The organism is Flavobacterium sp. 11, assembly GCF_002754315.1.
Classification (GTDB): Bacteria; Bacteroidota; Bacteroidia; order Flavobacteriales; family Flavobacteriaceae; genus Flavobacterium; species Flavobacterium algoritolerans.
The window spans coordinates 3,075,074-3,099,174 of record NZ_PEFE01000001.1; the positions used below are offsets into that span (position 1 = coordinate 3,075,074).

General features: G+C 31.8%; 20 protein-coding genes. 5 read left to right on the forward strand and 15 right to left on the reverse strand.

The features are described 5' to 3' along the window. Positions 1 to 6: 6 nt before the first annotated feature. Positions 7 to 891 (reverse strand): hypothetical protein, encoded by an 885-nt coding sequence (locus CLV00_RS13375; protein ID WP_099715651.1) that lies wholly within the window; start codon positions 889 to 891, stop codon positions 7 to 9. Between the two features lie 105 nt (positions 892 to 996). Here CLV00_RS13375 and CLV00_RS13380 point away from each other — a divergent pair, with 105 nt between their 5' ends. The 3 genes from CLV00_RS13380 to CLV00_RS13390 all read left to right on the forward strand — a co-directional run bounded on the left by CLV00_RS13380 (position 997) and on the right by CLV00_RS13390 (position 4,048). Further along, positions 997 to 2,028: a formimidoylglutamase gene (locus CLV00_RS13380; RefSeq protein WP_099715652.1), complete on the forward strand. Its 1,032-nt coding sequence runs from the start codon at positions 997 to 999 to the stop codon at positions 2,026 to 2,028. 139 nt (positions 2,029 to 2,167) lie between these two features. Beyond that, positions 2,168 to 3,421 (forward strand): DEAD/DEAH box helicase, encoded by a 1,254-nt coding sequence (locus CLV00_RS13385; protein ID WP_099715653.1) that lies wholly within the window; start codon positions 2,168 to 2,170, stop codon positions 3,419 to 3,421. 174 nt (positions 3,422 to 3,595) lie between these two features. Then, positions 3,596 to 4,048: an Hsp20/alpha crystallin family protein gene (locus CLV00_RS13390; protein ID WP_099715654.1), complete on the forward strand. Its 453-nt coding sequence runs from the start codon at positions 3,596 to 3,598 to the stop codon at positions 4,046 to 4,048. A gap of 158 nt (positions 4,049 to 4,206) precedes the next feature. Here CLV00_RS13390 and CLV00_RS13395 read toward each other — a convergent pair whose 3' ends face one another. The 3 genes from CLV00_RS13395 to aroC all read right to left on the reverse strand — a co-directional run bounded on the left by CLV00_RS13395 (position 4,207) and on the right by aroC (position 9,129). After that, a complete protein-coding gene (locus tag CLV00_RS13395; RefSeq protein WP_099715655.1) occupies positions 4,207 to 6,414 on the reverse strand; it encodes a response regulator in 2,208 nt (735 codons plus the stop codon). Between the two features lie 224 nt (positions 6,415 to 6,638). Continuing rightward, positions 6,639 to 7,919: a dicarboxylate/amino acid:cation symporter gene (locus CLV00_RS13400; RefSeq protein ID WP_099715656.1), complete on the reverse strand. Its 1,281-nt coding sequence runs from the start codon at positions 7,917 to 7,919 to the stop codon at positions 6,639 to 6,641. Positions 7,920 to 8,070: 151 nt separating this feature from the next. Then, positions 8,071 to 9,129, reverse strand: coding sequence for a chorismate synthase (gene aroC / locus CLV00_RS13405; RefSeq protein WP_099715657.1), 1,059 nt, complete (start codon positions 9,127 to 9,129; stop codon positions 8,071 to 8,073). A gap of 194 nt (positions 9,130 to 9,323) precedes the next feature. Between aroC and CLV00_RS13410 the strand changes: the two genes are divergently transcribed. Then, a complete protein-coding gene (locus CLV00_RS13410; RefSeq protein ID WP_099715658.1) occupies positions 9,324 to 10,163 on the forward strand; it encodes a UDP-2,3-diacylglucosamine diphosphatase in 840 nt (279 codons plus the stop codon). A gap of 118 nt (positions 10,164 to 10,281) precedes the next feature. Next, positions 10,282 to 10,785 (forward strand): hypothetical protein, encoded by a 504-nt coding sequence (locus tag CLV00_RS13415; RefSeq protein ID WP_099715659.1) that lies wholly within the window; start codon positions 10,282 to 10,284, stop codon positions 10,783 to 10,785. A 49-nt stretch (positions 10,786 to 10,834) separates the two neighbouring features. Here CLV00_RS13415 and CLV00_RS13420 read toward each other — a convergent pair whose 3' ends face one another. The 11 genes from CLV00_RS13420 to CLV00_RS13470 all read right to left on the reverse strand — a co-directional run bounded on the left by CLV00_RS13420 (position 10,835) and on the right by CLV00_RS13470 (position 24,092). After that, complete coding sequence (locus tag CLV00_RS13420; protein ID WP_099715660.1) at positions 10,835 to 11,263, reverse strand: protease complex subunit PrcB family protein; 429 nt, start codon at positions 11,261 to 11,263, stop codon at positions 10,835 to 10,837. Positions 11,264 to 11,335: 72 nt separating this feature from the next. Beyond that, on the reverse strand, positions 11,336 to 12,469 hold the full coding sequence (gene bshA / locus CLV00_RS13425) for an N-acetyl-alpha-D-glucosaminyl L-malate synthase BshA (RefSeq protein ID WP_099715661.1): 1,134 nt from the start codon (positions 12,467 to 12,469) through the stop codon (positions 11,336 to 11,338). A gap of 75 nt (positions 12,470 to 12,544) precedes the next feature. After that, positions 12,545 to 14,557 (reverse strand): heavy metal translocating P-type ATPase, encoded by a 2,013-nt coding sequence (locus CLV00_RS13430; RefSeq protein WP_199074804.1) that lies wholly within the window; start codon positions 14,555 to 14,557, stop codon positions 12,545 to 12,547. Positions 14,558 to 14,765: 208 nt separating this feature from the next. Next, a complete protein-coding gene (locus CLV00_RS13435) occupies positions 14,766 to 15,386 on the reverse strand; it encodes a phosphatase PAP2 family protein (RefSeq protein ID WP_099715662.1) in 621 nt (206 codons plus the stop codon). A gap of 146 nt (positions 15,387 to 15,532) precedes the next feature. Continuing rightward, positions 15,533 to 18,529 carry a glycoside hydrolase family 3 N-terminal domain-containing protein gene (locus tag CLV00_RS13440; RefSeq protein ID WP_099715663.1) on the reverse strand — a complete coding sequence of 999 codons (2,997 nt, stop codon included), beginning with the start codon at positions 18,527 to 18,529 and terminating at the stop codon, positions 15,533 to 15,535. A gap of 13 nt (positions 18,530 to 18,542) precedes the next feature. Then, entirely contained in the window at positions 18,543 to 19,025 is a 483-nt protein-coding gene (locus CLV00_RS13445) for an ABC transporter ATPase (RefSeq protein ID WP_099715664.1), read from the reverse strand. A 38-nt stretch (positions 19,026 to 19,063) separates the two neighbouring features. Then, positions 19,064 to 19,672: a hypothetical protein gene (locus tag CLV00_RS13450; RefSeq protein WP_099715665.1), complete on the reverse strand. Its 609-nt coding sequence runs from the start codon at positions 19,670 to 19,672 to the stop codon at positions 19,064 to 19,066. A gap of 2 nt (positions 19,673 to 19,674) precedes the next feature. Continuing rightward, entirely contained in the window at positions 19,675 to 20,466 is a 792-nt protein-coding gene (locus tag CLV00_RS13455) for a (Fe-S)-binding protein (RefSeq protein WP_099715666.1), read from the reverse strand. A 103-nt stretch (positions 20,467 to 20,569) separates the two neighbouring features. Continuing rightward, positions 20,570 to 21,901: a (Fe-S)-binding protein gene (locus CLV00_RS13460; protein ID WP_099715667.1), complete on the reverse strand. Its 1,332-nt coding sequence runs from the start codon at positions 21,899 to 21,901 to the stop codon at positions 20,570 to 20,572. Between the two features lie 5 nt (positions 21,902 to 21,906). Then, positions 21,907 to 22,872: an MlaD family protein gene (locus CLV00_RS13465; RefSeq protein ID WP_099715668.1), complete on the reverse strand. Its 966-nt coding sequence runs from the start codon at positions 22,870 to 22,872 to the stop codon at positions 21,907 to 21,909. A gap of 50 nt (positions 22,873 to 22,922) precedes the next feature. After that, positions 22,923 to 24,092 (reverse strand): N-acetylmuramoyl-L-alanine amidase, encoded by a 1,170-nt coding sequence (locus CLV00_RS13470; protein ID WP_233206907.1) that lies wholly within the window; start codon positions 24,090 to 24,092, stop codon positions 22,923 to 22,925. Positions 24,093 to 24,101 lie beyond the last annotated feature (9 nt).

Genomic DNA, 24,101 nt, shown 5'->3' on the forward strand with positions numbered 1-24,101 from the left:
TTGTTGTTATCTTAAAACAAAACTTGTTTTAGAAACTAATATATCTCTATCGAAAATATTGATATAGTACGTCCCTTTAGCAAAATCTTTACCTCTTAAATCTTCTGTGACATTGATTGTTTTGTTTTCATATTTCACATTAGTTAAAAAACTGTATGTTAAAGTATTGTCTCCAAAAGTCTCTGTTTTTTTATCGCCTAAAACATTGTTTTTACTGTCAATTACTTGAACATAATATGTTTTATCACCAGATTTAGCAATTTGGTTTTCAGCTATAGTAAAATTAACTCTAAGAACATCAGCTCTGCTTGCTTTATCAGTTTCAATTTGTTTTCCTGAACTTCTTAATTTAAAAGCAGAACCTCTAGTGTTTAAAACCGTCAATTTTGAACCAATTTCAACCGCTTTAGCCAATTCTTCATTTTGACCTGTCAATGCTTCAACATTCTTTTTAGTTTCTCCTAATACTACAACTGTACTATCACGTTGAGTAGTAAGTGTTGTATTTGCCTTTTTTAAGTTGTCATTTTCAGCAATTAAAACTTTCATATTTCCTTGCAAAGCATTGAATTGAGTTCTGTATTTCGATAATGAAGCTACATCCCCTTTCGATTTACTTAAATCAGACATTAAGTTTACCACTTTATCTCTTTCTTGAATTAACTCTTCAGACATAGATGTGTTTTCTGCAATTGCAGCATCATAGGTTGATTTTAATTCTTGTAAATCTTTCATAACTGATTCTTTCTCAGTTAATGTCGTTTTCAATTCTGTTTTAACGATTTCGGTATCTGAAGTCATTTTAAAAATATAAACTAAACTTCCCACTAATAAAATAGCTAATACTGCTATAACCGCTTTAAGACTTGAACTGCTTTTTTGATTTTCCATCTTTTAATTTAATTTAATTTATTTTACAAATTTAACAATATATAACCACGTAATAACGTAAGTTAACGTAATTATATTATTTTTGGAAAAAAAATATTTTTTTTAATGGAAAAAATTATCCCGTTTACCATCAAAGATCTTGCTAAAATTACGAACCATAGAAGTGGTGAAATAAAATTTGGAGAGAAAATGATAACTGTTCCAAAAGAGACCGATGCTATTGAGTTTTTAAAGACTTGTGACGCAAAATATGTATTGTTTGGAATTCCGGAAGATATAGGCATAAGAGCTAATTATGGCAGGCCTGGCGCAGCATCAGCATGGGATAGCGCCATTAAAAGTATCGCTAATATTCAGCACAATCGATTTTGTAAAGGAAGTCAACTTTTTGTATTAGGCCAATTGAATGTTAGTGCCGAAATGAAAGAAGTAGAGCATTTAGATTTTAATGATATTGATGATCGATCTAAATTAAGCCAACTGGTAGAAAAAATTGATAAAGATGTTTCTCATATAATTTTCAATATTATAAAACTGGGCAAAATTCCTATAATTATAGGTGGCGGACATAATAATTCCTATGGAAATATAAAAGGAACTGCTCTTGCTAAAGGAAAACCTATCAATGCTATAAACTTTGACGCTCATTCTGATTTTAGAATTTTAGAAGGACGTCACAGCGGTAATGGTTTTTCATATGCTTTTGAAGAAGGTTTTTTAAAGAAATATTTTATTTTTGGCTTGCACGAAAATTACACTTCCAAAAGTGTATTGGACATCATTAAAAAAATAGAAGACCGTGTGCGCTACAATACTTATGATAGCGTAAACATTCGAAAAGAAAAAGATTTCAATCAAGAAATGGCTCTAGCTTTGGAGTTTATAAATGAAGATTTTTTTGGAATTGAGATAGATCTGGATTCCATTCCTAATATAGCTTGTAGCGCAATGACTTTGAGTGGTTTCTCAGTGGAGCAACTGCGCCAATTTATATCCTATTTTGCAAAAAATAAAAATGCGACCTATTTGCATATTTGCGAAGGCGCACCAGATTTAGGCGAAGAAAAAAACAATCATCTGATAGGTAAACTTATAGGATATTTAGTAACTGATTTTATTAAATCTAATACTATTTAGTCTGTTTTATTGATGAATTTCTAAATTCAAAATCCACAAGTTGTACCCCTAAATACCTTGTAATCCACCATCAAAAATAATAATACTATCTTTGTCGCACTATCTATGTACATAATACAGGATATTAAATACCAAAAATATGTTATTCGAAGATTTATCACTTTCAAAAAGTATACAAAAAGCCGTATTTGAACAAGGCTATCTTAACCCAACACCTATTCAAGAACAATCTATCCCAATTGTATTATCAGGAAGAGATTTAATAGGTTGCGCGCAAACTGGAACTGGAAAAACAGCCGCATTTGCTATTCCGATTATACATCAATTGCATCGAATTGTAGGTTCTTCAAAAAAAGCCAAACAAATTCGTGCTTTAGTAGTTACTCCAACCCGTGAATTAGCTGTTCAAATAGGACAAAGCTTTGATACTTACGGAAAATATACAAACCTGACACAGCTTACCATTTTTGGTGGAGTTTCACAAAATCCACAAGTAGACACTTTAAAGAACGGTGTCGATATTTTGATTGCAACACCAGGAAGACTGCTAGATTTACACAAACAGGGTTTTATTGATTTAGACCATTTACATACTTTAGTTCTTGACGAAGCGGATCAAATGCTGGATATGGGCTTTGTAAATGATGTAAAGAAAATTGTAAAGCTTACGCCAAAAAACAGACAAACATTATTTTTCTCTGCTACAATGCCAATTGCAATACGAGAATTAGCTGAAATGTTTTTGACTGATCCTGCAACAGTAACCGTTTCTCCTGTATCTTCAACTGCTGAAAATGTAGAACAACGTGTTTATTTTGTTGACAAAACAGAAAAAAGGAACTTACTATATCATTTAATTAAAAATGAAAATCTATCCGATGTTTTGGTTTTTTCAAGAACCAAGCATGGTGCCGACAATGTTGTAAAAGCATTACGAAAAAACAATATTGCCGCAGAAGCCATTCACGGTGACAAATCACAAAATGCCAGACAACGCGTTTTGGATGCTTTCAAAAATAAAGAAGTTGGCGTTTTGGTCGCTACTGATATTGCAGCCAGAGGAATTGATATTGACCAATTGCCTTTTGTAATCAATTTTGACTTACCAAACATTCCAGAAACGTATGTTCACCGCATTGGTAGAACAGGTCGTGCCGGAAATGGCGGTATTGCAATCTCTTTTTGCAGTAAGGACGAACATACCTATTGGAAAGACATCCAAAAACTAATAAAAGTGGATGTAAAAATCGTAAATGATCATCCTTATCCTTGGCATTCAGGAAGTCCAGAAACTGCTCCTGGATCCCAACAAAAAAATTCAAACCGAAGCGGTGGAGCTCACAAATCGAGAAAATCAGAAGTTTCTAAACAAAACAAAAAACGCTGGTATTAAAAATATTTAATACTTGTTTTCATCCGTAAGAAATACCTTTTTAAGTTTAAATTAAAAAGGTATTTTATCGTTAAATATCTTATTTTCAACGTTTTATAAGTTAAATAATATTTGTAAATAAATAATATCATTAAATTTGATTCAATTTATTTCAAACAATTAAAACATAAAACTATGGAAACTTTAGTAAAAAGAAACGGTTTATTTCCCACTGTGAATACATTTTTCGATGATTTTATTTCAAGAGATCTTTTTGATTGGAATGATAAAAATTTTACTGCTATTGGCAGTAATTTACCTTCAGTGAATTTAAAAGAAACTGATGATAAATTGCAAGTGGAATTAGCTGCTCCGGGAATGAAAAAAGAAGATTTCAAAGTTGAAATTGACAACAATATGCTTATGATTTCATCCGAAAAAAAGGAGGAGAAAGAAGAAACAAGAAAAAAAGATAATTACGTCAGAAAAGAATTTAATTATCAATCATTCTGCAGAACTTTTACTTTACCTGAATATATTGATGAAAGTAAAGTTGAAGCCAGTTATAAAGATGGAATTTTGCATGTGGACATTGCCAAAAAAGAAATTGGCAAGAAAAAAGCAAATAAAACTATAGCTATCAAATAAATAGTATTCAATAGTAGTTATTAGATAACGCCTTAAAAATCGTTAAATCCTTGGAATCAATAATTGGTTTTGAAGATTTAACGATTTTAATTTTTATACAAAATCTATTAAAATTCATCATCAAACAATTTTTAAAAACAGGATTATATAAAAATAAATTAAGCGATACTTTTAGGTTTTGATATTAAAATACTGATGATTTCAAATAATTTAATCGAATCAAAAGGTTTAATGATGATATCATTGATTCCGGCTGAAAGAGCTTCTTCCGTTATTTCTGTTTTATCAAATGCCGTCAATGCTACAATGGGTATACCAATACCTTTAAGACGGATTTTTCTTGTTGTTTCAAAACCATTGATTAAAGGCATATTAATATCCATTAATATCACATCAAAATTCTCTTTTTCTAATATTTCTAATGCAGCGTAACCATTGTCAACAACACTACATTTATAGTTGTTCTTTTCTATCGTTTTTCTGGTAATAACCTGATTTATATGGTTATCCTCTACTACTAAAACATTAACGGTTTGGGTTGAACTCATATCTACTTGAATGTTATTAATAATTTCAGTTGTTCGCTCAGGATTAAATTCAAATGCAATTACAAATTTAAATGAAGTTCCCTCTCCTATGGCACTTTCGAGTGAAATATCGCTGTCAAACAATCCTAACATTTGTTTTACGATAGAAAGACCTAAACCGGTTCCTTGGTAATCCGTTTCTTTTCTGCTAACCTGAACAAATTTATCAAAAATCTTTTCCTGATCTGTAGCATGAATTCCTATTCCGTTATCTTGAATTTTAAATTCTAAAAAATGGGATTTACCTTCTACTTTCACCAAGTTTACATTTATGCTTACTTCTCCTTTTTTGGTAAACTTCAATGCATTACTGACTAAATTCATAATGATTTGAGAAAGTCTTAACTTATCACCAATTAAATATTCCGGAATATTAGGGTCAACATTCACATGAACTACATTATCATTCGTTTTAGCTATAAATGATAATGAACTTTTAACCATATTAATTTCATCAGAAATATTAAAAGTTAAATTTTCAAGAACAATTCTATTGTCCTCAATTTTATTAATTTGCAGAATATCATTCACTAATGATAATAAATATCGGGCTGAAAATTTAAGAGAACTTAAATGTGGACTACCGGCTAACTCTTTATGCTCATCAAGCAGCATGTTTGTAATCCCTACTACACCGTATAAAGGAGTTCTTAATTCATGACTGATTGTAGAGACAAATTGTGATTTTAATATAGACGCTTCTTCTGCTTTTTCTTTGGCAGCCAGCAATTCTATATTTGTTTGAGAAAGCTTCTCATTGGCTTTTTTCTTAAAATTATTATTCTTGAATAAAGTATAAAGCAATAATAACAGAAAGCAAAAAACTACTCCAAATAGCAATACAATGATTTTTGATTTCCTTAAACTTTGAAGCTGAGCCACTTTCTCCGTTTCAATTTTATCTATCTCTCTTTTGTATTCATCTAATTCTAAATTTATCCCGGCTAAATTAGCTTTCTTAATTTTTTTCTCGTTATATAATTCGTCAGTAATTATGTTGTAACGGGCGAGATTTTCATAGGCATTTTTATAATCACCTTTCTTCAATAAATATTTTGAATATTCAAGATATGAAAAGGATAAATCTGATTTTTCATTTCCTTCATTTCCAAATTTTATAGCATTGATAAAAGATGATGTTGCTTTATCATGGACTCCTTTGTAACCATAATACATTCCATTTAGCATATTTACAGCTACAGCGTTTGTTTCATCACCATATTTTTTATTGTATTTGTTAATGAATTCTAAACTTGGGAAACCTTTTTCAAAAAGACCAATATCAAAATAAGCCCAGGCAATATTAAGTTTAGTCATAAAAACCTGGTTGGTATCTGCTAATTTCTGACTGTATTTAAGAGAGTTTTCGTAAAAATTTATGCCTTTTTCATATTGCTTTTTTTCAAAACAATAGATATTTCCTAAATTATTATTTATCCGTTTTCTTAATGTGTCATTACTCGTCTTATCAGCATAGGATAAACTCTTGTTATAGAAGAATATTGCTTTATCAAATTCAGCCATCTCGGCATAATTTGCCGCAATTGTAATATAGGAAATGGCTGTTGAATATAAATCATTAGCATTAATAGAGGACCGAAGTGCCAATTTAGAAATATCCAGAGATTTCTCAAAATTAGACTCCTTTAAGTATCGGGAAGCTTCGTCAGTAAGGCTAGTGATTTCTTGCTTAGAATATGTTCTTGTTTGGGCAATTGAATTATCACTAAAACAATTTAATACAAACAATAGCGATAAAACAATACGTAAATGATACATAAACAATTAGAGTTTATCAAATATACATTTTATTAATAAAAAAAAGGGGAATAAGTGCATATTATCTATTAAAATAAAATTGAATAAGCACATTTTTTAAAAACAGCAATATTATCTTTAAAATAAGAAACAATTAAAATTTTGAATTTTTAAATCCAAAAAAAACCTGCTCAACTAATTGAACAGGTTAAAGATGTTATTTATTGGAAAACGTACCGTAATAACTATTCTGAAGCTACAGTTTCATTTTCATCATTACCTTCCCATTGTCCTACAACTGATGTAGCTAAGGCATTTCCTAAAACATTTGTTGCACTACGGAACATATCACAAAAATGATCAATTGGTAAAATTAATGCGATTCCTTCAATTGGAATATCAAACATACCGCAAGTAGCTGCAACTACAACTAAACTTGCTCTTGGAACACCTGCAATTCCTTTGCTGGTAAGCATCAAAACTAAAAGCATGGTCATTTGTGTTCCTAAATCTAAATCAATACCATAAGCTTGAGCAATAAAAATACTGGCAAAAGTCATGTACATCATACTCCCATCTAGATTAAATGAATAACCTAAGGGCAACATGAAAGAAACGATTCTATCTTTTACTCCAAAACGCTCTAATTCCTCTGTCAATTTTGGAAAAACCGCTTCACTGCTGGTTGTCCCAAAAGCAATAATCAAAGGACTTACAATTCTTTTAAGTAAAACAGTCATTCTGCTTTTTAGAAAAATGTAACCCACCACAATTAATACCAACCAAAGTGATGAAATTCCAACTAAGAATGAACCAAAAAATTTGAAATAGGTAATCGCTAATTCTTGAAAATCTCTTACTGCGAAAACTCCTGCAATGGCTCCAAAAACTCCTATTGGAGCAAATTTCATTACATAATTCACCATTTTAAGAACAATGTGAGATGTTTTATCTAAAGCATTTGTAACCGGCTTAACATAATCTCCCAATGATGCTGCGGCTAAACCAAAGAAAATAGAGAAAATCACAATTTGTAAAATTTCATTGGTTGCCATTGCTTCAAAAATACTTTTAGGTACAATATGCTCAATAAAATTTTCAAAAGATATATTTTGAGTTTTTGCAGTAACTTCAGAAACAGAAGCCAAATCAACATTTGATAAATTAAGACCAACTCCCGGTTCAAGTATGTTTACAAAAAACATTCCCAATAATAAAGAGATGAATGAAGCTGTAAAAAACCAACCCATTGCTTTTCCTCCAATTCTTCCAACAGCTTTAATATCTCCCAGTTTTGCAATTCCCACAACAAGTGTTGTAAAAACTAATGGCGAAATAATCATCTGAACTAATCGAATGAAAATTGTTGCCAAGATTTTAATTTTTGCACTGAATCCTTGAGCTGCTTCTGGCGAAATGGAATTATGAATTACAATGCCTAAAATAGCACCTAAAACCATCGCAATTAATATTTGTCCCGTTAATCCTGAAAAAAAAGATGGTTTTTTAGTTGTTTTGGTGTTCATTAAATTGATTGTTAGGTTTTAGTCTTAACCCGTTACTTCACTCAACTTTATAAGTGTTCAGTGAATTTTCTTTACAATACTATCTTTTTCTTGTTTGCTGCCAAGCAAGGAAAAATAAAGTAAAAAGCAGGAAAAGCTTCAAAAATTAATATTAATAGGTTTTGTTTATCAAATAAAAATCAGCTAATACAATGGCTGCCATTGCTTCAACTATGGGTACTGCACGCGGCACAACACAAGGATCATGTCGTCCTTTTCCAGTCATTTCAGTAATATTCCCTTTGTTATCCAATGATTCTTGTTTTTGCATAATGGTTGCCACTGGTTTGAAAGCCACACGGAAATAAATATCCATTCCGTTACTGATTCCACCTTGAATACCACCTGAAAGATTGGTTTTAGTAGTACCGTCAGTATTGTACAAATCATTATGCTCGCTTCCTTTCATTCTGGCTCCATCAAAACCGCTTCCAAACTCAAATCCTTTTACGGCATTGATTGAAAGCATGGCTTTTCCCAATTCAGCATGAAGCTTATCAAAAACAGGTTCTCCTAAACCAATAGGCACATTTTGAATCACACAGGTTACAGTTCCACCCACAGTGTCACCTTGTTTGCGAATATCACGGATATATTCCTCCATAATTACCGCTGAAGCTTCATCAGGGCAACGTACAGGATTATTTTCAGTTTTTGAAAAGTCTAATTCTTGGTATGGTTTTTCTAAAAAAATTGGACCTACAGAAGAAACGTAAGCATTGATTTTTATTTCTGACAGCATTTGTTTTGCTACCGCCCCAGCCACTACTCTACTGGCCGTTTCACGAGCAGAACTTCTTCCGCCACCGCGGTAATCACGAACACCATATTTTTTTTCATACACATAGTCAGCATGGCTGGGTCTGTAATTATCTTTTATATGAGAGTAATCGTCTGATTTTTGATTGGTATTAGGAATAATAAAACCTATTGGTGTTCCAGTTGTTTTACCTTCAAATATTCCGGATAAAAATTGTACATCATCCGGCTCTTTACGTTGGGTAACTATAGCCGATTGTCCCGGCTTTCTTCTTGACATTTCAAATTGAATTGCATCTAAATCTATAGTTATTCCAGGAGGGCAACCATCTATTATACCACCTAATGCTTCACCATGTGATTCTCCAAAAGTTGTTATTCTAAATAGTGTTCCGTAGCTATTTCCTGCCATTATAATTAGTTTTGAACAAAAGTACCATTTTAGTTTAAAGTTTAAAAGCTTATCCCGAAATTTCGGGATAAAGTTTTAAGAAACATTTCACATTTATTGATATTAATTTAATCTTGTCTTAGATTTCTTAACCTTTAATTCCATTTCTATTGCTAATAATTCTATTAATTTGGTAAACTTCAAATTCAAATACATTGAAAAAAAGAAAAGTCGAGTTAGTGGTGATTTCTGATGTACACCTTGGAACTTTTGGTAGTCATGCTAAAGAACTTTATAATTATTTATCTTCTATAAAACCTAAAACGCTAGTATTAAATGGTGATATTATAGATGTATGGCAGTTTCGAAAATCCTATTTTCCAAAAGCACATTTAAAAGTCATACAAAAAATTATAAGTTTTGCATCCAAAGGGACAAAGGTTTACTACATCACAGGAAATCATGATGAAATGCTCCGAAAATTTAGCGATATGAATATGGGTAATTTCGCATTAGTGGACAAGTTAGTTTTAAATCTCGATGACAAAAAGGCCTGGATATTTCACGGTGATGTTTTTGATGCCTCTGTACAACACTCAAAATGGATTGCCAAACTTGGTGGTTTAGGCTATGATTATTTAATACTTTCAAACCGATTTGTCAATTGGTGTTTATCCAAAATAGGAAGAGAGCCGTATTCTTTTTCTAAAAAAATAAAGGCAAGTGTAAAAAAAGCAGTAAAACACATTTCTGATTTTGAGAAAACGGCAACTGAATTAGCCATCGAAAAAAAATACGATTATGTTATATGCGGGCATATTCATGAACCAAAAATGATTCATCAAGAAACTAAAAACGGGTCAACTTTATATTTGAATTCTGGAGATTGGGTTGAAAACTTAACAGCATTGGAATACAATAAAAAACGTTGGAAATTATATAACTATTCCGAAGCAAATTATATTGAAGAAGAGAACCTTTTTGAGATGGAAGATATTTTAAGCAATCAAATCGTGGCTTCAGCGCTTTTCTCCAAACAAAACATCCTAATGTAATACCAACATAAAAAAGCATCAAAATCCTGAAAAACGTAAATTATATAACTTTTCTATAAAATTTTATAAACTTCATACCCTACTTAATTATACATTTGTATCTATAAAAAACTTACTTATGAAAAAAATTATTTTATCGGCAATAATGTTAATTGGATTAGCATTTACCGCACAAGCACAAGACATTTCGAAAAACGCATTGGGATTACGTTTAGGTGGTAATAATGGTTTTGGTGGAGAACTTTCTTACCAAAGAGCATTAGGAAGCAACAACAGACTTGAACTTGATTTAGGTTGGAGAAACAGAAGTAACTATAACAACAATGGTTATGATGACAATGCAGTAAAATTAGCAGCTTTGTACCAATGGGTATGGAACATTGATGGTGGTTTCAACTGGTATGCAGGTGTTGGTGGTGGTGTAGGAAGCTACAGTTATGATAATAATAACGAATCATTTAATGATACTTTTGTATTTGCTGCTGGAGATATCGGTATTGAATATAACTTTGATATTCCATTGTTAATCTCTTTAGATTTCAGACCTGAGTTTGGAGGAAATGGATATTACGAAAACAATTACGGTTCTGATATTGCATTAGGTCTTAGATACCAATTCTAATATTTTAGATAACATATTAAAAACGCCACTAGCAATAGTGGCGTTTTTTTTATTTAAAAATAATCTCTTTCTTGGAATTTATCTTGACTACACAAAAAGGATTTGTAAAAGCTTGTGTAACCATACTTCCCGGTTCAGGATTAGTTTCTTTTATGGTGATAACAATATTTTTATCGGTTTCAATAACAGTATCAATCCCTATACTATACCCTCCAGATGTTTTTTCTCCCATATTCAAAACTATAAAATTCGCAGTCTGAACATCATTTGAACTGATTTTATTTTTTAAATTTTCATCGTTCTGCAACATTGCAATTTCATTTGGCTCCGAAAGAATCTCAAAAAAACGAATACTTGCACCACCGTTTGTCTGTTGCGTCAAGACTTCATATAAAGAACTTTTATCGGAACTTTTTGTAACTGTTGCACCGCAGGAAACTAAAGCGACAGCAACTAGTGATACTATTATTTTTTTCATTGCAACATTTTATTCGTTAATGGATTAATTTCAAAAAGTTTTACTACTTTTTATTTTAGAAAAATATAAAATCTATGCATATTTTTTTATCGCTTTTTTATATAAAGCTTCATAAAGCGGCAAGATGTTTTTGATGTCAAATTGTTTTGCAACTGACAGCGCATTTTCTTTAAATTTATGAAGAGTAGCGTCATCTTTTAAAATTTTCAAAGCGTTTTGTGCCATTTCATCTGTATTCCCAACATTGCTTAAATATCCGGAAATACCGTCAAAATTCACTTCTGGCAAACCTCCGGAATTACTTGAAATTACGGGAACACTCCAAGCCATTGCTTCGAGAGCCGCAAGTCCAAAACTTTCTGTTTCAGATGGTAACAAAAATAAATCAGTATAACTCAAAATTTTATCAATCTCATTACTGTTTCCAAAAAAGATGACTTTATCCTGAATTCCTAATTCCTGACATAAATATTCTGCTTTTTCTTTTTCAGGACCATCCCCTACCATCATCAATTTAGCAGGAATTTCTTTTTGAATATTATAGAAAATTTTAATTATATCCGGAATTCGTTTTACTTTTCTGAAATTACTGATGTGCGTAATGATTCTCTCATTTTTATTAGCCATTACAGAACGATGACAAGCTGTACTTGGATCATTATGGTTTTTATCTAATTCTATAAAATTAGGAATTACCTCAATTTCATTTTTTATATTAAATAATTTATGAGTATCATCTTTCAAACTTTGGGAAACCGAAGTAACAAAATCAGATTTGTTAATGCTAAAAGTTACGGCTGGTTTATAAAATGGATGGTTCCCAACTAATGTAATATCAGTTCCGTGAAGTGTAGTCACCATTGGAATATTAATTCCCTCATCTTTCAGCATTTGTTTGGCCATATAACCTGCATAAGCATGAGGAATTGCATAATGTACATGCAATAACTCGATTTTATAGAGCTTTACCATATCCACTAATTTGCTTGACAAAGCCAATTCGTATGGTTGATAATGAAATAATGGATATTCAGGAACATTCACTTCGTGGTAATGCACATTTGGATTTAAAAGCGCCAAACGTACAGGTTGACTATACGTTATAAAATGGATTTCGTGACCACGTCTTGCCAATTCAAGACCTAATTCTGTAGCGACAACACCACTTCCTCCAAAGGTAGGATAACAAACTATTGCAATTTTCATCTATGTATTTTAATGAAACGAAATTAATAAAAATAGGAATGTGTTTTATGGAAATTTAAGTTAAATCTTTAAAGTCTAAAACTTAATACGTTGGATTCTTACCGCATTTAAAATCGCTAATAAAGCGACGCCAACATCAGCAAAAACAGCTTCCCACATCGTAGCTAATCCTCCTGCTCCCATTACCAAAACTATCAATTTAACGGTAAAAGCTAAAAAAATGTTTTGCCAAACAATTTGTTTTGTCTTTTTTCCAATATTAATTGCAGTATAAATCTTAGTGGGTTGATCATTTTGAATAACAACATCAGCAGTTTCAATGGTGGCGTCACTTCCTAAACCACCCATTGCAATTCCTACATTTGCTAGAGCAATTACCGGAGCATCATTTACCCCATCACCAACAAATGCAACGCTTAAATTTTGCTTCAATACAGCCTCTAGTTTTTCAACTTTGTTTTCAGGCAATAAATTTCCAAAAGCCTGATCAATATTCAACTCTTTGGCAACAACAGAAACTATTGATTGATTATCGCCAGAAAGCATAATAGTTTCGACATTTAATTTGTGTAAGCTCTGGATTGCCTCTTTTGCATCTTCTTTAACTTCATCAGCAATAATAAAATAACCGGCATATTTTTGATTGACAGCAACAAGTATAATTGTAAATGGAATCGTATCAATTTCTGCATCATAAGTGATATTGTAATTTTTCATCAACTTAGCATTTCCTACTAAAATCTCTTTTCCATCCACAAAACCTTTTAATCCCAATCCTGGAATTTCCTTTACTTCAGTTACACTAGTAGCTTTTGTATGGTCTTTGGCAAATTCTATAATTGCCGAACCCACGGGATGTGTGGATTTAGTTTCAATTGCGGCTGTATAGCTAATCAAATCGGTCTCTGGAATTCCTACAGCTACAACTTTTTGAACTTTGAAAACCCCTTTAGTCAATGTTCCTGTTTTATCAAAAACGACTACTTTGACCGATGCTATTATATCCAGAAAAGTAGATCCTTTGAATAAAATTCCGTTTTTACTTGCTGCGCCAATTCCACCAAAATAACCTAACGGAATAGAAATCACCAATGCGCAAGGACAAGAAATCACTAAGAAAACCAATGCTCTGTACAACCAATCCTTAAAAACATAATTGTCTATAAATACCATTGGAAGCACACAAATAGCTATCGCCAGATAGACCACAATTGGTGTGTAAATTTTAGCAAATTTCCGGATAAACAATTCGGTTGGTGCTTTTTTTGCAGTAGCTTCCTGAACCATTTCCAGAATTTTCGATAATTTACTATCGGTGAAAGCTGTAGTTACTTCTACTTGAGAAACCGTATTGAGATTAATCATTCCTGCCAAGATTGTTTCTCCTTTAGATTTGGTATCAGGTTTGCTTTCTCCTGTTAATGCTGCAGTATTGAAAGTGGCATGATCAGAAAGTAATTTTCCGTCTAAAGCTAATTTTTTGCCTGGTTTCAATTCTATGATTTCTCCAATGGTTACTTCCGAAGCTTTTTTGGAAACAATATTCACTCCTTCAATTACATTTGCTACATCAGGTCTTTGGTCTAACAATGATTTTATATTCGATTTTGCTCTTCTTACGGCTAACATCTGGAATAATTCACCAATGGCATAGAATAACATTACAGCCACACCTTCGGCATATTGACCAATTCCAAATGCGCCTAACGTAGCAATTCCCATCAAGAAAAATTCAGAAAAAACAGCTCCTTTACGGATGCTTTCATACGCTTCTTTCAAAACTGGAAAACCTACCGGAATATAAGCTATAACATACCAAACGATTCGAATCCAACCATTAAACCAAGATTGTGGAACGTAATTATCAAACAATAATGCAATCAGCAATCCTATAAAACTAATTATGGAAGGTAAAAACATTATGAAAGTGCTTTCATTTCCAGTAGAATGATCGTGATCTTCCTCATCATGATGTTCAGACTCACTGTGAGAAGAACAACATCCTGCATCTTGCTCTGCTTTATTGACTTTTTTTTCTTCTAAAGCACAGCAAGCTTGTTTATCATTCATATCCTGTTTGTGTGTCATTATAGCTAATTTATTTTTAGTAAAAGAAAAATGCTAATACTAACCAAAGTGTTACTATTACTGTAAAGTTAGTTGAATTTAGTGTTTTATCTTTTGATACAGCACATAAAATTAATGCTAATAATTACCCAACAATTATTTGTTTACAATAAAATGTTTCAGACTTGAATTCTTTTCATTTTCAAACAATAATTATAGTGTTTCAAGTCTATTTGTCCTTTTTAGTACTTTTTTTATTAATCCATTTATTCACTTTATAACTAAGATAAGCCGAGCCAGTGCCGATAATTGCTCCTGCAAATACATCACTTGGATAATGAACCCCTAAATGCATTCGAGAATATCCCACTGCTCCTGCCCAAACAAATGATGGGGCAATAACATACCATTTAGGATAAGCCAAACTCAGTGATGTTGCTGTTGCAAAAACTAAAGAAGTATGCCCCGAAGGAAAGGAATTACCAACAGACGATGTTGCTTGATCGATATCCGGATAGGTTTCAAATGGTCTGTCTCTTTTTATAGTATGTTTCAATGCTGTGGTAATAAATGCATTTACCAAGAATGCTTCTCCTATAAAAATTGCTTGTTTCTTGATGGTACTATCTTTCTTTATTAAAGCAACAGAATATAGAATAATGGGAGTTGCAACACTGATTGGAACCGCACTATTTGTTACTAATTTAAAACTAGGATCTAAACTCTTATTTCTATGAACATTGATATCCCGTAAAATATTTATATCACTATTTTGAGCATTTACAAAAGTCATGCAAAAAAGCAATACAATTAGATAGACTTTTGTAAAAACGGTATTCCTATTTTTCATCAAACAGTTTTTATCTCAAATATACTATAATACAGGCAAAATTTGTAATGAAATACTGCTAATAAAATCATTTTAACAAAAAAATAGTCCAAATGAAATTGTCTATAATTTCATTTGGACTATTTTATTATTCCGTCAAAGTTAGCTTAGTTTATAATCGCTTCATAAATCACCTTTTGAATATCTTCCCGAATATTTTCTTTGGATAATCTATTTTCACCTGCTATTGGAAAAGTTCTATTCGATAAAAACACATAGACAATTTGCGTTTCGGGATCAGCCCAAGCCATAGTTCCTGTGTAACCGGTATGACCAAAACTAGTCATCGAAGCGCAACCACACGTAGGTCCTTCTGCACCCAATTGTGGTTTATCAAAACCGACACCTCTCCTATTTCCTGCCGCACAAAAATAACACGTATTAAAATCTTCAAATGTCTTTTCAGAAAAATACTGCTGATTGCCATAATTTCCTTTTTGCAAGTAAAGCTCCATTATTTTAGCCACATCCATAGCGTTCGAAAAAACACCTGCGTGACCGGAAACTCCGCCTTCTAAAGCAGCAGATAAATCATTGACATATCCTTGTAAAAGTTGATGACGGAAATAGGTATCAGTTTCTGTTGGAGGAATTCTGTTTTTATCAAATTTCCCTAACGGATTAAAACTGGAATTATTCATTCCGAGTGAGCGGTAGAAATTCTCCTGAATCAAAATATCTAATGTTTTACCCGTTGTTTTTTCTAAATAATCTTTCAAAATCATAAAAGTAAGATCGCTGTACTTGTATTCTTTTTTCAAGGAAAGCTTGCTCTTAACAATCATTTTCATAATGGTGTCGCTAAAATCATTTCTTATAAAAAGACTGTCTGTCATTCGTTTAGAAAACTGCTCTTCGGAGGTTTTTCTAAAATAAACTTCCGAAGGAAATTTAGATTTATCCATTGTCGCTTTATAAAATGGAATTCCTGCAGCAAGTCCTGCATAATGAGACAATAAATCTTTAAAATTAATATTTGCTTTATTGGAATCTTTAAAAATGGGAGACATGGTTCCTAATGTAGTTTCCAGATTTATTTTTTGCTGATCGTATTGTAACATAACATTCGGCAACGTAGCCATAATTTTTGTCAATGAAGCAACATCATAAATATCTGAATCTTGAACTTTAATCGTTTTATCATACGTATGATGCCCGAATGATTTTTGATAAATAACTTTACCTTTTCTGGCTACCAAAACTTGAATTCCAGGCGTCATTTTGCCGTTAATCGCTTTGTTGGCAATGGCATCAATTTTGGATAAAATTTCAGCATTCATTCCTACATTTTCAGGAGTTGTGAATCCTAAACGATTTAATTTTTCAGTTGCTAAACCATCATTTACTTTAAAGCTCGTATTAATAGAAACCGGTAATTTTCCTTTGGCTTCAATCGCTCCAAAAATTAGTTCTGCAGAAACTATTTGTGCAATCGTACTGTTTTGATAGGAAACAACCAATCCTTCGAAATCTTCAAAATTTGTAATGGGTAATAACGAATACGGTTTTGCAAAAACATCCAGAATTACATTATTGTTTTTAGCTAAAAAATTGATTTTAAACAATTCATTAGATTTTAAATCATCGTTTCTAAAAGCTACATCTGATTTATGATATCCAATGATTACAGTTGTAAACCCTTGCAATTTTACTTGTAAACTATCTAAATTAGTATCTGCAACTACAGTTACGTCAGCGTATTTTTTCAAAGTCGAAACAAAAGCATCATTACTGTCATCTCCTATTTTTACATAAGCTATTTTTTGTTTGTCCAAATTTTTTATTGGTAAAACAGCAGCCGTATTTTTTAGAACAGTAATTGCGTTTTCATACAATTCATATTGTAAAGCATCATTTTCAGATGAGTTTAAATCGTTATATAAATTTTCTGTTGCAATAGGTTTATAAGAGTTTAAACCTGCTTTGTATTTAAATTTCAAAATTTTCTTTACCGAAAAAGCCAATCTTTCGTCAGAAAATAAATTAGCTGAATACGCCAGCTTAAATTTTTCAATTGCTGAAGGAACATCTTCAGGAAATAACAACACATCATTTCCAGCCATAAAAGCTTCAAAATTAATTTCGCTTGGTAATTTAAAGTTACTTACACTTTTCATATTCAAAGCATCAGTAAAAATAAGTCCTTTGAATCCTAATTCTTTTTGAAGAATATCAGTAACCACATTATAGGAAATCGATGAAGGATAATTAGGTCTTGACTCTAAACTGGGAACGTTTAAATGCGCCACCATAACAGAAGAAAGTCCTTCATGAAACATTTTTTTATACGGATAAAACTCTACATCCATTAATCTTTCTTTCGAAAAATTAATCGTTGGTAATCCTTTATGTGAATCCGTTTCAGTATCGCCATGACCAGGAAAATGCTTTCCTGTAGAAAAGATTCCTTGACTCTGAACCCCTTTCATTAAAGCAATGGCGCGTTCAGTAACTTTGAATTTATCTTCGCCAAAAGAGCGAAAACCTATTATAGGATTTCTGGGATTTGTATTGATATCGAGAACTGGAGCAAAGTTAAATTGCAAACCCAATCGTTTGCTTTGTTTTCCCATCTGAAGACCAACTTTCTCCAACAATTTCATGTCCTGGATGGCTCCAAGTGTCATATTCCAAGGATAACGATAGGTAGAATCTAATCGCATGCTCAATCCCCACTCAGCATCACTACCAATAAACAAAGGGATTTTTGACTTCGATTGAAAACGATTGGATAATTTAACTTGACGAACAGGACCACCTTGAAAGAAAATCAATCCTCCAATTTTGCTTTCCTGAATCAGTTTATCAATGCCCTTGAAGTGTACGGTATCTTTATTAGAATAAGCGGCAACCATAAATAATTGCCCAAATTTCTCCTCTAAAGTCATATCATTGTAAACACTATCAACCCATTTATTTCCTTCGGGAGATAATTCAAAAAGTGTGGGGATATTACTCGATTTGATACTGTCCAAATTTTCAATTTTGGACGGAATGTTGGCTACAATTACTTTATTCTTATTAATTTTTGTCCCAACACAACTTGAAGCAACAAAGAAAATTAAGACATAAAATAAAACAATTTTGATGCCTATTTTTCTCATTGAACTGTTTTGTTTAAAAAAAGCGACTATGCCAGCTATCGATGGCAGGAACTTCCCAAGATTCATTGTATTCTTCTATATTATTAACTAAATTATTGAAAACTATAGTGTTTTCAGTAACCGCTTTATCTTTTACCATTTTCTTGAAATCAATCAAAGGCTTGTGGGCTATATGCTCTCCAAGTTTGAAAGTAACATTCATTTTATCCAATAAATCAACCGTGTATTTTTGTTCTAAACTTTGAATAAATTCCACAGATGAATCTATAGAACAACCTGTAGCTGCTTGTACATCCTGATTTACGGCAATAATGATAAATCGGTTGTATTTTAATTGATACGATGATTCTAAACTGGTACCGTGTGCAGCCCAACCTTCAAGAAAGGATTGCAAAGCAGTTTCTATTTCAGAAAACTCGGCATCCGAAAATTTTCTGTTTGATTGATAAATCCAGATTCTGGATTCTTCGGGTAAATTTTCAAATGGAACGTACATAATATTATTTTTTTCTAGATTTTCAGAAAATTAAAAATTTACTTTTTTGCTAAATCAGTTATAACTTTAAAATATCTAAATTCTTTATTTTTTGGATCAAAGAGTTCAATTTCAGTATAACTCACTTTTATACTATCTTTTTTATTAATCTCATTATTAGTTAATAAAGAGGCTGTTTCAAAGTAATCTAATAATAGAAAACTAAAATTTCTTCCATTTTTATCTTTTACCTGAAGTGTGATAAATTGTTCGGTTTTTATTTCAGTTACTTCACCTTCAATAAAAGCAATCTCTTTTACTTCCTCTATAGAATCATCTTCATCAATAGATCTTTTGCCCATTTCCATAATAATTTCGGGACAACTAACCATCATTTTCATTGCTACTTTTTCTCCTAAGTTTTGCATTCCTTTTTCATCATCAAAACTTATTTTATCTTCCGGTTTAAATTCTGAAAGATGAGAAGAATAACTTTGTATCATACACACTCCAACTTGGGTCTGCATCTCCTTTTTATTCATCTTAAAATAATCTATCTTTTTTGCATTTAAACATTCACAAGTTTCTTTTCCAATAACATCAAAAATATCCTGAGAATATGACACTGAATTGCAAAGTACAATTAGAATAAAAAATATTTTTTTCATAATTACAAATCTTGTGCATTAGCAATTAATTCAGCAATATCCATAACTTTTACTTCGCCTTCCTTTTCTTTGTTTTTAATACCGTCAGTCATCATGGTATTACAAAAAGGACAACCCGCAGCTATAATTTCTGGTTTTGTTTCTAATGCGTCTTCGGTTCTTTCAATGTTGACTTCCTTGTTTCCAGGTTCAGCATCTTTAAACATTTGGGCACCACCGGCACCACAACATAAACCGTTTGCTTTAGAACGTTTCATTTCTACTAATTCAGCATCCAATTTAAGAATCAAATCTCTTGGCGCTTCATACACATTATTGGCTCTTCCTAAATAGCAAGGGTCATGAAACGTAATTCGTTTTCCTTTAAATTGTCCTCCTTCAATGGTTAATCTTCCGTCGTCTAACAACGATTTCAAAAACTCAGTATGATGAACAACTTCATATTTTCCGCCTAATTCTGGGTATTCATTTTTTAAAGTATTGAAACAATGCGGACAAGCAGTAACAATTTTTTTTGCTTCGTATGCATTCAAAACCTCGATATTCATCATGGCTTGCATTTGAAACAAAAACTCATTTCCGGCTCTTTTTGCAGGATCACCGGTACAACTTTCTTCAGTACCCAAAACGGCAAAAGGAACATTGGCACGATTTAAAATTCGAACAAATGCCTTCGTTATTTTCTTTGCTCTATCGTCAAAACTTCCAGCACAACCTACCCAAAATAAAACTTCTGGTTGTTTCCCTTGAGCTAACATTTCGGCCATAGTTGGCACTATTAAATTCTCTGACATACTATTTTGTTGATTCGGTTATTTGCTTATTTGGTTAATCACAAATTCTTAATTTATAAATCGGTTATTCGTTAAACAAATAACCAATTAAACGATTTAACGACTATTCGTTTTTCCAATTCAATCGGTCTTGCTGATTGTATTGCCATGGCGCACCGTTATTCTCTATATTAGTCATCATTGCATTAATTGGCATTGGTGCAGCACTCTGTTCCATTACTAAATAGCGTCTCATATCCATGATAATTGAAAGCGGACTAATATCTACAGGACATTCCTCTACACACGCATTACATGATGTACATGCCCAAAGTTCTTCAGGAGTGATATAATCGTTCAATAATGTTTTGTTATCCGGAATAAAAACACCTTTATTGGCATCAATATTTCTTCCTACTTCTTCCAATCGATCTCTTGTATCCATCATGATTTTACGTGGAGACAATTTTTTTCCTGTTATATTCGCAGGACAAGATGAAGTACAACGACCACATTCGGTACAGGTATAAGCATTCAATAACTGAACCCAATTTAAATCCTGAACGTCACTGGCTCCAAATTTACTTGGAACCGCATTTTCATCTACTGGTGCTGCTGCAAAAGGATCAGCATTTGGATCCATCATTAGTTTTACTTCCTTAGTAACAGATTCTAAATTATCAAATTGTCCTTGAGGATTTAGATTCGCAAAATACGTATTTGGAAATGCTAACAGAATATGTAAATGTTTAGAAAAATAAAGATAGTTCATGAAAATCAGAATTCCGGTAATATGCAACCACCAGAATATTTCGGAAAGAAGCATCACTAATTCATTTGACATTCCATTGAATAATGGCTCAATAAATTGGCTTATTGGAAATGAACCTGCTTTAATGAAATGAGAAAAACCTCCAGGTACATGCTGTAAATGCAAATCAGAAGCATTCATCAATAAAAACAATGTCATTAAAACTACCTCAAAATACAAGATGTAATTAGCATCGTTTTTAGGTGCTCCATTCAAATCAGGATTAGCAAATCGCTTTAGTTTGATGATATTTCTTCTTATCCAAAAAGAAGCAACTGCAACTAAAACTAAAAGAGCCAAAATTTCGAAAGAAGCAATCAGTACATCGTACATAGTTCCTAAAAAAGCAAAAACACGATGCGTCCCAAAAAGTCCGTCAATAATAATTTCTAATAATTCTATGTTTATAATTACAAAACCTACATAGACAATAATATGCAATACTCCAGCAATAGGTCTTTTCACCATTTTAGATTGACCAAGAGCAATCATGGCCATATTAGTCCATCGTGCTTTGGGATTATCTGAACGATTTACATCGGTTCCAAGATTGATATTCCTTCTAATTTTTTTAACACTGTTGAAAAAATATCCAAAACCAATTACCAATAGAATGGCAAATAAAATATTGTCTAAATAGCTCATAATTGCTAATTTTTTACATTAGGTATAGAATCGTTTACAGGAGCAACATAAGGCTTGTTTTTCTTTCCAAACAAAGAAATATTTACATATCTAGTTGGGTAAAGTCGAACATCCTGCAATAATAATTCTAATTCTTTTGTGGAACTTTTAATATTCTGGTAGAAAGCTTCATCGTTCAATAATTTGCCCATAGATCCTTTACCAGATTCTAAACCAGTCATAATACCATCGACTCTGGCTAAAGTTGCATTTAGATTTTTAACCGTTTTACCCAAATCAGCTTTATTCAGCGAATCAGATATTTTAGAAAAATTTCCGGATATTTTATTAAAATTAGTAACAACTCCATTGATTTGAGTTTTGTTAGCATCTAATAATGTATTAACGCTTAAAGAAGCTTTATGAAATTGCTCAATAGTCTTGCTCAATTCCGCTAAGGTAAGTTTTAAATCATGCTGACCTTTTTCGTCTAAAACATTATTCAATCCTGAAATTAATTTTTCAGTACTTCCCAATAACTTTTCTAATTTTTCTTGAAGTGGTGCTAATTGATCTCCAACTTTATCTGTTAGTCCTAATTTTACCCCGCCTTGTAATTTTTGACCATCAACAGCTAATGTTTTATCATCAAAATTAGGAATAATTGCAATTTGTTTTCCTCCGATAAATCCTGGCTCATAAATAGAAGCTGTACTCGATTTAGAAATTGGAAAATCAGTTTTTAATTGTAATTCAACTAATAATACACCTGTGTTTTCATCAATTGTAATACTGCTAACTTTACCAATAACTAATCCGTTTAGCGTAACGGGTGCAGATGTGGCTAAACCTTCTACACTTTTATATTCGACATAAAATGTTTTGTAATTGGTAAAAAGGTCTCTTCCTTTCAAAAAACTGTAGCCCCAGATAAACAATAAAATAGATGCAATTACTAAAATAGCAGTTTTAATTTCTCGTGTTATTTTCAAAATTTAAGTATTTTTTACAAATTTAATATAAAATATTTGACTTGTTGTAATTATTTAAGTGCTTCTTGAATACTAATATTCTTTCCATCTTTAATTGCAATTATATACGCTGAAGTATATCCTTTGGATTTCACAACTTTCAAATCCTCTTTTGCAGTGTTATAGTCTGATGTTAAGCCATATGCATACTTATATAAAGATCCATTGCTTGTTGTCATCGAAACATTTTTTAATCCTTTAAAATTTGAAGGATTTAATTTAATATTTTTATTTCCGGCGGCAAATTGAACTTTAAAAACTACATCAGAATTTTGTGTTTTCGACTCTTGCTTTTGCGAAACTTGTTTTTCTATAATTCGTTTTGATTTAATACTCTTTGAAGTATCTTTTATCTCATTTTCGACTACTTTTTTAGATGGCAGCTCTTCATAATCATCATTGGATGGCGTTCCAAAATATTCTTTCTTGTAAGCAATAATCGCTGATGCAATAGCTTCTGCCATATTATTTTGTCCTTCCTCTGAATTTAAATAAAGACCTTCTTCGCTATTGGATAAAAAACCCAATTCAATCAATACACTTGGCATATAAGCTGCATCCAAAACCCATAGTGGAGTCTGTTTTATACCTCTTGATTTTCGATGTAATTTATTTTTAAAATTACTCTCAATTTTTGAAGCCAGATTTATGCTTCGATCTAAATAATCTTCTTGCAGAATTTTTAATCCAATCAAGGTTTCAGGATTCTTAGGATCAAAACCTTTGTAGGTTTGCTTGTAATCTTTCTCCAGTAATATCACCGAATTTTCTTGTTTAGCAATTTCTAAATTACCTTTACTTCTTGCCAAACCCATTACAAAAGTCTCTGTCCCAAAGGGAATTGGGTTATCAACAGAATTACAATGGATAGAAACAAATAAATTAGCATCAATACTATTTGCTTTTTTTGGTCTATCCTTTAATTCTATAAAAACATCTGATTTTCTGGTATAAACAACTTGAATATTATTATCTTTTTTGAGGTATTTTTCTAATTTCAAAGTCGTTTTAAGAGCAATTTCTTTTTCAACAAAGCCATGATAGGAATTCCCCGGATCTTTACCTCCGTGACCCGCATCTAAAATAACCGTAAACTTTTGATTGGATTGAGAAAAAGTATTTGAGCAGAAAAATAGAAATAGCGCTAAAATTGTGGTTTTGAATCCTCTGGTTATTTTCAAAATATAAGT

Excerpts from the sequence above, each read along its gene's own strand:
- CLV00_RS13375 (WP_099715651.1), bottom strand. The coding sequence starts at position 891 with ATGGAAAATCAAAAAAGCAGTTCAAGTCTTAAAGCGGTTATAGCAGTA.
- CLV00_RS13440 (WP_099715663.1), bottom strand. The coding sequence starts at position 18,529 with ATGAGAAAAATAGGCATCAAAATTGTTTTATTTTATGTCTTAATTTTC.
- CLV00_RS13460 (WP_099715667.1), bottom strand. The coding sequence starts at position 21,901 with ATGAGCTATTTAGACAATATTTTATTTGCCATTCTATTGGTAATTGGT.
- CLV00_RS13435 (WP_099715662.1), bottom strand. The coding sequence starts at position 15,386 with ATGAAAAATAGGAATACCGTTTTTACAAAAGTCTATCTAATTGTATTG.
- CLV00_RS13420 (WP_099715660.1), bottom strand. The coding sequence starts at position 11,263 with ATGAAAAAAATAATAGTATCACTAGTTGCTGTCGCTTTAGTTTCCTGC.
- CLV00_RS13390 (WP_099715654.1), top strand. The coding sequence starts at position 3,596 with ATGGAAACTTTAGTAAAAAGAAACGGTTTATTTCCCACTGTGAATACA.
- CLV00_RS13430 (WP_199074804.1), bottom strand. The coding sequence starts at position 14,557 with ATGACACACAAACAGGATATGAATGATAAACAAGCTTGCTGTGCTTTA.
- CLV00_RS13455 (WP_099715666.1), bottom strand. The coding sequence starts at position 20,466 with ATGTCAGAGAATTTAATAGTGCCAACTATGGCCGAAATGTTAGCTCAA.
- CLV00_RS13385 (WP_099715653.1), top strand. The coding sequence starts at position 2,168 with ATGTTATTCGAAGATTTATCACTTTCAAAAAGTATACAAAAAGCCGTA.
- CLV00_RS13395 (WP_099715655.1), bottom strand. The coding sequence starts at position 6,414 with ATGTATCATTTACGTATTGTTTTATCGCTATTGTTTGTATTAAATTGT.
- CLV00_RS13450 (WP_099715665.1), bottom strand. The coding sequence starts at position 19,672 with ATGAAAAAAATATTTTTTATTCTAATTGTACTTTGCAATTCAGTGTCA.
- CLV00_RS13380 (WP_099715652.1), top strand. The coding sequence starts at position 997 with ATGGAAAAAATTATCCCGTTTACCATCAAAGATCTTGCTAAAATTACG.
- bshA (WP_099715661.1), bottom strand. The coding sequence starts at position 12,469 with ATGAAAATTGCAATAGTTTGTTATCCTACCTTTGGAGGAAGTGGTGTT.
- CLV00_RS13445 (WP_099715664.1), bottom strand. The coding sequence starts at position 19,025 with ATGTACGTTCCATTTGAAAATTTACCCGAAGAATCCAGAATCTGGATT.
- aroC (WP_099715657.1), bottom strand. The coding sequence starts at position 9,129 with ATGGCAGGAAATAGCTACGGAACACTATTTAGAATAACAACTTTTGGA.
- CLV00_RS13415 (WP_099715659.1), top strand. The coding sequence starts at position 10,282 with ATGAAAAAAATTATTTTATCGGCAATAATGTTAATTGGATTAGCATTT.
- CLV00_RS13400 (WP_099715656.1), bottom strand. The coding sequence starts at position 7,919 with ATGAACACCAAAACAACTAAAAAACCATCTTTTTTTTCAGGATTAACG.